General features: G+C 55.6%; 6 protein-coding genes. 1 reads left to right on the top strand and 5 read right to left on the bottom strand.

Features of this window, described 5'->3' with window-relative positions; genetic code table 11:
- Positions 1–619: 619 nt before the first annotated feature.
- The gene (locus HRQ63_RS25600; RefSeq protein ID WP_229714352.1) at positions 620–2,938 is read left to right on the top strand and encodes a helix-turn-helix domain-containing protein; all 2,319 of its coding nucleotides are present in this window, start codon (positions 620–622) and stop codon (positions 2,936–2,938) included.
- 36 nt (positions 2,939–2,974) lie between these two features.
- On the opposite strand, the gene HRQ63_RS25595 is transcribed toward HRQ63_RS25600, so the two are convergent.
- The 5 genes from HRQ63_RS25595 to HRQ63_RS25575 form a co-directional block, all read right to left on the bottom strand.
- Positions 2,975–4,000: a glycoside hydrolase family 130 protein gene (locus tag HRQ63_RS25595; RefSeq protein ID WP_172247934.1), complete on the bottom strand. Its 1,026-nt coding sequence runs from the start codon at positions 3,998–4,000 to the stop codon at positions 2,975–2,977.
- Between the two features lie 51 nt (positions 4,001–4,051).
- A complete protein-coding gene (locus HRQ63_RS25590; RefSeq protein ID WP_172247933.1) occupies positions 4,052–6,439 on the bottom strand; it encodes a glycoside hydrolase family 3 N-terminal domain-containing protein in 2,388 nt (795 codons plus the stop codon).
- Positions 6,440–6,592: 153 nt separating this feature from the next.
- Complete coding sequence (locus HRQ63_RS25585) at positions 6,593–8,197, bottom strand: extracellular solute-binding protein (RefSeq protein WP_172247932.1); 1,605 nt, start codon at positions 8,195–8,197, stop codon at positions 6,593–6,595.
- A 37-nt stretch (positions 8,198–8,234) separates the two neighbouring features.
- Positions 8,235–9,146: a carbohydrate ABC transporter permease gene (locus HRQ63_RS25580; RefSeq protein WP_172247931.1), complete on the bottom strand. Its 912-nt coding sequence runs from the start codon at positions 9,144–9,146 to the stop codon at positions 8,235–8,237.
- A 12-nt stretch (positions 9,147–9,158) separates the two neighbouring features.
- Positions 9,159–10,112, bottom strand: coding sequence for an ABC transporter permease (locus HRQ63_RS25575; RefSeq protein ID WP_172247930.1), 954 nt, complete (start codon positions 10,110–10,112; stop codon positions 9,159–9,161).
- Positions 10,113–10,305: the final 193 nt, after the last annotated feature.

Raw genomic sequence — 10,305 nt, 5'->3', positions numbered from 1 at the left:
CTAACGCCGATGGTACTTGGACCGCAGGGTCCCGGGAGAGTAGGAAGCTGCCAAGCCAATGAAGAAGTCTTCTCTTAGCGGAGAAGGCTTTTTTTCTTATATTCGGAATCGACACACACGAGGGAGGTAGCTGAGGGAGAAACCTTGTCGCTTCCCTGGTTTGCCAGACGGCAAGCCCAAAGTCGCGCCAAGGGTTCTCCCTACGCTCTGTAGGAGCGGAGAACTTAAAAATTAATTCGCTTCGCTTATTACATTCGCTACTCTTTAAGCTCTTTGCTTTCTTCTTTATTTCCGTTTTCTTTCTGATTATTGCTTTCATTTTTGTTCTTTTGTATGTAGTCGGCAACGCCGCTACCTCTTTACTGCGGCTGATCGGGAGCCGCATCAGATCTTTAGTTCTCGATCTCTCAAGCGCCAAGAGGCTTGAGAGGCCTTCCCTACCTACGCCCAGAGCGAGTCTTTTTCGAACCGGAGCGCCTTTCCCCTCACCTCTAATATTTTATTCAATAGAAGGGCAAAGGACAACGAAGCGAAGCTTGAAAAAGACTCGCTCCCCCTAGCGAGAAAATGAATATAACGTTATAATGTTTAAAACATCATCGGCAAAAGGGGGCGAACCATGAAACGGCGAATGCAAGCTTTGTACGGGTCCCGGGCGGTTTTTAAAGAGAGATGGAACTTTGTGAAGTCCAGGCTTTTGTTTCGGTACGCGCTGTCTTATATTCTGGCGTTCCTGATTCCTTTAACGGCACTTACCGTATTTGTGTATGATAGCGCTGTCAAGAACCTGCGTTCGGAAATTGAGCAGTCCAAAGTTAATCAACTCAGTCAAGTGAAGCTGACGATCGACGACCGGATGAGCGAGCTGCATGCGCTGGCCAGCCGGATTTCTTACGATGAGCATTTGACGCCTTATATGCTTACTAATCCGTTATCCGCGCAAGAAGCAATCCGCACGTTAGCTAATTACAAAGCAAGCAACAGCATTGTGGAGGATCTGCTTTTATATATGCACGGCGATGAGAAAATTTATTCGTACCGGGGCCTTGCGGATCTAAACGTGGTGTTTAACAGAGAGTACCGTTTCGAAAATTGGTCGTCGGAACAGGTGCGAAGCAATCTGAACGAGATCGATCAACCCTTGGTTCGCGCAGCGGAGATGGTGAATATGTATTCGCGGCAGGAGCCGCTGCTGACCTACATCGTACCGATCAAAACGAACGACCCGTACCCGTACGGAGCCGTCGTTTATTTAATGAAGGAATCCAAATTGACCGGAGTGATGGATTCCATCCTCAATGACGTCAATGGCAGCAATTACATTTTCAACGAGAATGGAGAAGTACTGACGACCAACAGTCGCGGAGCGGAAATGCCCAACGGGGAATGGAATACGCTGGCGCAGTTGGAACCGGGCATTCATAGCATGGAGTTGGCCGGGGAGATGCAATCGGTCGTATCGGTCAAATCGGACGAGAACAATTGGACGTACGTCATGACGATGCCGAGCCATCAGTTTTTCGGACGCGTGGCTCATGTACAGACGTTGATTATGATCGTGTTTGCCCTTGTCGTTCTGACAGGCAGTGCGGCGGCCATGATCCTCGCCAAACGGCAGTATCACCCGGTCAAGGATCTGATGGAGTTCGTCGGCATTCAAAGCGGAGCGGCCATGAAGGCCTCCAATGAATGGGACTCGATCCGGCAGACGATTCGCGATTACAATGCCAGAATCGATATGCAGCAGCCTTTTGTACGAAACCAATGCCTGTTACTGCTGCTCAAGCACGGCCGTCCGAACGATCGGGAAATGATGAAGACGATCGATGAGATCGGACTGGGATTCACCAAGGGAAAAGGCATTTATTTAACGGCAATTCTATCTTGGAGCGATCCTGCGGATAACCGATTCGTGCCCGAAGAGGGGAATGATATCGGCGAAGCTCTTGGTTGCCTGGAGGTTGGGGAAGCGGGCGCAAGAGTGTTCGGGGTCGAGTTTTCCGCGGACGATCAGTTGGCTTTGGTTATCACGCTCGACGAGCAAAAAACGGGCGAGACATTGCCGGCCCGTATTGAGCGGACGATCGAGGCTGTGCGTCATATCGCGGAAAAAGCGCTGCCGTCTTCTCCGCATATCGGGGTGGGCTCGGCTTACGAGGATGTTGATTCGCTGAATCAGTCGTTTGTGGAAGCGGCGGCCGCGTTGGAGTATCGCAAAATGAACGGACGCGAGCGCGTCATCTATTTCGAGCAGCTATCCGATTCGGAAAGCACGGAGGAAGGCAGTTTCTGGATTCCTCGCAAAATGATTTTGAAGCTGGATCAGAGTCTGAAGCAAGGAAGTACGCTGGTGGCGGTACGGATTATTTCGGACATCATGGACACGCTAAAAAAAGAACCGCTGTCCGTGCATTTGCTGCGCTGCATCTGTTTCGACGTGCTGAACTCCCTGCTTCGCACCGCTTCCGAGCTCGGGATGAAAGAAGTGTTCGCGGATATTTCGGTGCTGGCTTCGTTCGAAACATTGGAAGACTTGGAAAGCCGGTTGGTATCGCTGGCTTCGGAGATCTGTCAGCAGGTCGAGCGCAGCACGGAAGAGAAGAGGGATACGTTGATCGACGAAATCGTAAAAGACGTGGACGACCGATTCTCCGATTATACGCTGAGCCTGGAGCATCTCGCGCTGAAGTATTCGGTGTCCACGTCTTACTTGAGCCGCAGCTTCAAAGAAAAAACGGGATTGAATTTTTCGCAGTACATTTGGCGCCGCCGCGTGGACGAAGTGATCCGGCAGTTGGAAACGACCAGCGCGCCGCTGAAAGAAATCATCGAGCAGGTCGGTTATCTGGACGCGCCCAACTTTATTCGCCGTTTTAAAAAAGAAATGGGCTTCACGCCGGGACAGTATCGCAAGCTGAAAGCGTCTAAACGCGCATAGTCCGAAAAAGCCGGAAATTCTTAAAAATTTTCAGGCTTACGCCTGAATTTTCGCGGAAGTCAGCACATGCTCCACCAGCTCGTCCACCGGTATCGTCGCCAAAGCGATCGCGGTATCGGTTACGCCGTAATAAATATAGAGCAGATCGTCTTTGATCACGTTGCCGGTCGGAAACACGACGTTAGGGATCTGGTAACCGAACTTCTCGTAATACGTTTCCGGCTCCATGATCGGTTCCCAGGTACGGGCGAGCACGTTTTCCGGGTTGTCGAGATCAAGCAGCAGCGCGCCGACCCGGTAGACGATATTCTCATCCACGCCGTGGTACAGCACCAACCAGCCTTTATCCGTACGAACGGGCGGGGTAGAGCCTCCGATTTTGCGGCCCTCCCAGGACAGGTTTTCCGCTTTGGCAAGCAGCTTCGGTTCGTCCCAATGGATGAGGTCGTCGGAGTAGGTAATCCACATCGCGGCTTTTTCCGTTCCGTAAGCTTCGCCCACATATTCTTCCGGCCGACGCAGCAGTGCGTAACGGCCGTTTATTTTTTCCGGGAACAAAATGTTGTCGCGGTCATTGATGTCCAGCGGCGTCGTATCGGCCACGAACTCCCAATCGATCAGATTGTCGGACTTCGCGATCGAGGAACGGGTCAGCCAATGGCCTTCTTCTTCGCCCCAGCCGTCCGGATACTCGGGAATCGAACGTTCTGGGATGCCGGTGTTGGTCGGGTAGTAGCTCATGGCGCAAGGACGCAGAGCGTAGTTCATGTAAAAGGTTCCGTCGATCTTGACCACCCGAGGGTCTTGCACGCTGCCGTAAGGGAAGCCGAGTTCGTCGGGGGTTAGGACCGGCTCGTCTTTGACATGTGTAAAATGAACGCCGTCTTCGCTTTCGAGCAGGCCGAGGAAGTTTTTGCACGGCGTCAGCGATCCGGCGGTGCGTTCGATCATGTAGAATTTGCCGTTGTCGATAATGACGGCGGGATTGAAGACGGTCGCTTTGCGCCAGTCGTAGAGACCCGGTACAACGATCGGATTTTCGGGATGTCGGGTAATTTTCATGGTATGGGATGCCTCCTGCTTAAAAATAGTCAAAAATTTTAACCGGCCGCGCTAACGCGCGGCAAGTGCGCTTGCGTTCACCCGAAGTTCGGCGGTCAAGCCTTCGATCGAGCTCGGGCCTGCCGTAAGGCGGAACAGACCCGGTTCCACGCACCACTTCAGATCAGGTCCGACAAACTCCAAATGTTCGCGGCCGACGGTGAACGTCACGGTTTTCTTTTCGCCCGGGGACAGCGAGATTTTACGGAAGTCTTTCAACATTTTCTCCGGACGCACGACGGAAGCGGCCAGGTCGGATACGTAAAGCTGCACGACTTCTTGGCCGGTTCGGCTGCCCGCGTTGGTCACGTCGATCGAAAGGGTCGTTTGTCCGTCGGCATGTATCGTATCGGCGTCGAGCCGTATATTGTCGTAGCGGAACTCCGTGTAGCTTAAGCCGAAGCCGAACGGGTACTGCGCTTCGAAGTCGTCTTCCAGGTAGCGTTTGCCGCGGGTTCTGCGTTTGTAATGGTACACCGGAAGTTGGCCGACGTGCTTCGGGATGCCGAGGGTCAGTCTGCCGGAAGGGTTCGCGTCGCCGAACAGAATGTCCGCGATCGCATGTCCGCCTTCCTGGCCCGGATACCACGCTTCGAGGATCGCATGGGCATTTTCGACGATCCAAGGTTCGGAGATCGGGCGGCCGTTGATGTAGACGACGATCACGGGCTTGCCCAACTTGAAAATCTCCTGCGCCAGTTCAAGCTGTACCCCGGCCAGGTTGAGCGTCGAACGGTCGATGCCTTCGCCGCATTCCATATCGTTCCACGAATTTTCGGTCACGACGGAAGCGCCCGTTTGCAGGTCGATCGTGCCTTCGCCGAAGTCGCGTGCGCTGGAACCGCCGAGCACGAGGATGATGGTATCGGCTTGTTCGGCTTTGTGCAGCGCGGCCGGGAAGCCTTCGCGCGATTCGCCGCGAATCCGGCAGCCCGGCGCGTACAGCACTCGGCTGTCCGCGGTGTCGCTGCCCGGCTGCTCGCCCAGAGCGGCGCGCACGCCGTCCAATACCGTCGCGATCGCTCCGGCAGGCTGCGGAGAGGTGTAATCGCCGAGCTGGTTGTAGGGAGCGTCCGCGTTGGGACCGATCACGGCGATCTTTTTGCCGGCACGCGAAGCATCATGCGTAACGCCTGCGCCGAGAAAGTCCGAGCGTTGCAACGGCAGAATATCGCCTTCGTTTTTCAACAGCACGATGCTTTCGGAAGCGACTTTACGCGCCAACTTCCGATGCTCCTCGCTGCCGATCACTTCCGAGGCCCGCTTCGGATCGACGAACGGACGGTCGAACAGCCCCAGATCAAACTTCATTTCCAGCACGCGGCGTACGGACCGATCCACGTCGGCTTCGCTTAACAGCCCTTCATGCACGGCCGCCAACAGATGCCGATCGAACATCTCGCCGGACATTTCCATATCCACGCCGGCCAAAACGGCCTGCGCCGACGAATCCGTGCCGTCTTCCGCCGTGTTTTGTCCGGAAGTCAGCAGGCCGAGCGCGCCGCAGTCGGTAATGACGAACCCGTCGAAGCCCCATTCGTCGCGCAAAATATCCTGCAGCAGATGGCGGTTGGTCGTGCAGGGGATGCCGTCGATCTCGTTATAGGCGGTCATGACCGATCTGGCTCCGGCGTCCACCGCATGGCGGAACGGCAGCAGGTCGATCTCGTGCAGTTCGCGCGGACCCATGTGGACCGGAGCGGAGTTGCGTCCGCCTTCCGAGCTTCCGTAAGCGGCAAAATGCTTGAGCGTCGCGAGGATGGCGTCGTCCGCGGACAGGTCGCCGCTTTTGCCTTGAAGACCTTGCACGGCTGCCCGACCCAGCACCGAGGTCAGATGCGGATCTTCCCCGTAACATTCTTCGGTCCGCCCCCAACGCGGATCGCGCACGACGTCGAGCACGGGCGAATAGGTTGCTGCGCCGCCTTGGCTGCGCGTCTCCAACGCTACGGCCCGGCACATCTCTTCGTACAGCTCCGGATTCCACGTACTGCCGACCGAGATCGGAACCGGGAATACCGTAGCGCCGATCGCCATGTGGCCGTGCGAACATTCTTCGCCGAACAGGATCGGAATGCCGTGACGTCCGTGCTCCAGCGCGTGCGCCTGCATCTCGTTGACCAGCTTCGCGCCGTCTTCCGGCGATAAGCCGGTTTCGAGCGTGACGCCGGTCCAAGGGTCGGCGCGCAGCGTGCCGTATAACGAACCGACGCCGCCTTCGGCCGCGCGGCGTTTGAAGGATTCCGTCAGTTCGACGGAGCCGTCCGCTTTTCTTTCGTAGCAGGTCCAGCCGAACGGCTGGGCGAGCTGACCGACTTTTTCCTCCAGCGACATGTCCTTCAACAGCTTGCCGATGCGTTCTTCGACGACTGCGGAGCGGGACGGTTGCTTGTGCTTCATGTTCGGCTCACGCCTTTCCGGGTCTAAAATAAGCAGGCGGGTCGGTTCGGGAAAAGGAGATACTTCGGGTTTCCCCGTCACGGTTTCCTTTTCGCCGTTCCCCCCGCCCTAATTGCGCTATTTCGCTTCAAACATTCGTTCGCTCGCTCGGGATTAGTTCGATTTCCAACGGTCATAAGCGGCTTGATTGATCTCCGCTACGCGCTCGGCCCCCATCTTTTTCAGCGTCGCCACATAGTTGTCCCAACCGCTCATCGGCTCCGCGCCCGTGATGAACTTCGCTTCCATCTGCTTCACGTAAGTGCTGAGGTCGGAGTTCAGGCTGTTGATCTCCGATTGCTCTTCGACCGTCAGGAACAGGGCAGGGAACGGAATGCGCGCGCCGTTATCCAGCAGCTTGGTTTGCGTTTCTTCGGATACCCAGGTATCGAAATCCGTCGTCAGCCCTTTGCCGATATCGTCCGTCGTTACGGTCGGAGCCGGGATGCCGTAGTTCGGCGTCAGCGTCGCGCGGTAATCTTCGCGGTCTTGGCCGTCCGGTACCGGCAGGTACTTTTTGGTGCGGTCCGCTTCGTTCTCGTATTCCCACAGCGTGCCTTCCGGTCCTTTGTTGAACAGCAGGGCGCCTTCGTACGAATACAGGTAGTCGACCCAACGCAGCGAAGCTTCCGGATGCGGGTTCGTTTTCGTGATCGCGAAAGCGCCCGTCGTGATGCCGCGGTTTTTCGCGATCGCCGCTTTTTCGACGTACTCGCTGCGCACGGGCAGGAACATCGGATCTTCGGTCGAAGGCTCGCCGCCTTTGGTCATGTAGGCGTTCCAGTCCGAGAACAGGGCGAGCTGGTTGTTTTGGCCTTTGGCTTTTTTCTGCTCGGCCGTTTGCGAGAAGCTTTCCGGGTCAAGCAGGCCGTCGGCCCATAGGCGGTTCATGTATTCCAGATAGTGCTTGAAACTCTCGTCCATCGGGGTGTAATGCACGACGTCGCTGTCGTCCACGTAGATTTCTTCTTCGTAAGCGCCGAACGCGCCCAGCAGCCAGGTGCGGATATCGCGGATATTCGCCGCGGGCGTGGTTACGGAAGAGATCGGAATCTCGTCGGCTTCGCCGTTGCCGTTCGGATCTTCTTCTTTGACGCGTTTCAGGTAATCGTACAACTCTTCGGTCGTTTCCGGCAGCTTGTCGACGCCGAGCTTTTCCAAGAACTCGCCGTTATACCACATCGGGTTGCGGTACCAGTGCTGGCTGAACTCCACGACCGGCAGCGAGTAGATATGGCCGTCCGGCGCCGTGATCGACTTGCGGACGTCCGGGTATTCGTCGAGCAGCGCTTTGAAGTTCGGCGCGTACTCGTCGATCATGTCTTCCAGCGGAACCAGAACGCCCTGCTCGCCGTACTTGAGCTGCTCGGAAGCCGTCAGGCCGGCCGCATAGAACACGTCCGGGTAATCTTCGCTGGCGAAGACCAGGTTCTTTTTCGTTTCGAAGCTGTCTTTCGGCGCGTTTTTGTATTCGAACTTGATGTTGGACATCTTCTCCATTTCCTGAAGAACGACCATGTCCTCCCAGTTCTGAATGCCGACGTCCGGCGCCATCATCGTCAGGGTGATCGGTTGTTCGACAATCGGGAAACCTTCTTTGCTTACCGTTACGCTTTCCGCGCTGTTCGATGCTTCTTCTCCGCCGCCGCAGCCTGCGAGCAGCGATGCGCCGAGCCCTCCCACCATCAGCAGCTTCCAGGCTTTGCTTCGAATATTCATGGTAAATCCCCCTCTGTTTTAAGTAAGTACCGTAAGCTTACCCTTTGACCGAACCGATCATCACCCCCTGTACGAAATAACGCTGCAGGAACGGATACACGGCGATGATCGGAAGCGTGGAGACGACGATGACGCCGTATTTGATCAGGGAAGCCGTTTCGGCTTTGGAGTTCATTGCCTGGGCGACTTCTCCGCTGACGCCCGCTCCGTTCATTTCCGCCGACATTTCCTGAAGCACGAGAATTTGACGCAGCACCATTTGCAGCGGATATTTGGATTCGCTGTTCAGGTAGATCAGCGAGGAGAAATAACTGTTCCAATGCCCGACGCCGTAAAACAAAGCCATGACCGCGATGATCGGCGCCGACAGCGGCAGCACGATTTTCCAGAACAGCTTGATATTCGTGCAGCCGTCGATATGCGCGGCTTCCTGAAGTTCTTTCGGAATCGTCGATTGGAAAAAGGTACGCGCCACCACGATATTCCAGACGGAAGCGGCGACCGGAAGGATCAGCGCGCCCATCGTATCGATCAGGCCGAGGTTTTTGACCACCAGATACGTCGGAACGAGGCCGCCGCTGAAAAACATCGTCAGCAGGATAAAGCCCATGAACCAGTTGCGGCCGACGAAGTCGGAACGGCTGAGCGCATACGCGGCGGGCAGCGTGACGGCCAGGTTGAGCAGAGTGCCGACCACCGTGTAGATGATCGTGTTCAGATAACCGTTCCAGATCTTCGGATTGTTGAACACCAGCTCGTACCCGGCCCAGGTGATGTCTTTCGGGAACAGCCACATCTGCCCGGAGTTGACCGCCTGCGGACTGCTGATCGACGCGCTGAGGATATAGATGAGCGGATACAGCACGACGACCAGGGCCATGCACAGGTAAACGTACGTGCCGAGCAGGAACATTTTGTCGCCTTTCGATTCTTGCATCGATTTAACCATGACAACCCCTCCTTACCACAGACTGTTTGAGCTGGTACGTCTGGCAATCCAATTGACCAGAACCAGCAGGATGACGTTGATGACCGAGTTGAACAAACCGACCGCGGTCGAGAAGCTGTACTGGGCATCGACCAGACCGGCGCGGTAGACGTAGGTGGAGATGACGTCGGACGCTTCCAGGTTGAGCGAGTTTTGCAGCAGCAGGATTTTTTCGTACCCGACGGTCAGGATATTGCCCATGTTCAAGATGAGCATGATCGTGATCGTCGGCAAAATGGTCGGCAGATTGATATGCAGCACGCGCTTGAAGCGGCTTGCTCCGTCGACGATCGCGGCTTCGTGCAGCTGCGGATCGACGCCCGACAGCGCGGCGAGGTAGATGATCGTGCCCCAGCCGGTACTTTGCCACACGCCGGACAGGACGTACATCGTTTTGAACCAGGCCGGATCGGTCAGGAATTGCGGAGCGTTGAAGCCCAGCGCCTCGATCAGCATGACGATCATGCCGTTGCTCGGCGACAGGAAGGTGATGATCATGCCGGCCATGACGACGACGGAGATAAAGTGCGGCGCGTAGGTGACCGTCTGCACCGTCTTTTTGAACTTGCCGCTTCGAATTTCGTTAAACGCGAGAGCTAAAATAATCGGAAGCGGGAAGCCGATCGCCAGCTCGTAGAAACTGATGCTGAACGTGTTCCACAGCAGATCCCAGAAGTAATAAGAATTGAAGAAACGTTCGAAATGGTCGAATCCGACCCAGGGACTTCCGGTAACGCCCATGGACGGAACGAAGTTTTTGAAAGCGATCTGAATGCCGTACATCGGGAAATAATGAAAGATCAAAAAGTACAGGAGCGCCGGGAGCATAAAGAGGTACAGTTCCCAGTTCGCTAAAATTTTCGCCCGCTTCGAGCTTTTTTTCAGGAGCGGCAGCTCGGCGGTTGCGGATGACTTGGACGCCTTCATTTCGTTTCCTCCCTTCTATAGGCGCGTGTTTAAACGTAAGGCTTTTCTGCCGTTTTGCCGGAGAGCCTCAAGTGTAAACACACGCGTCGCGCTCGACTTGTTTATCCAAAATGCGCAGCGCTTACAATTCGAATCTTAACGAAGCCTGACTGACGCCGTAAATATGTCGATTGCGCATTGTCATTCTTAAAAA

The organism is Saccharibacillus endophyticus (assembly GCF_013185185.1).
Classification (GTDB): domain Bacteria; phylum Bacillota; class Bacilli; order Paenibacillales; family Paenibacillaceae; genus Saccharibacillus; species Saccharibacillus endophyticus.
The sequence above is the reverse complement of the archived record's forward strand: the minus strand, read 5'-3'. Positions and strand labels throughout refer to the sequence as shown.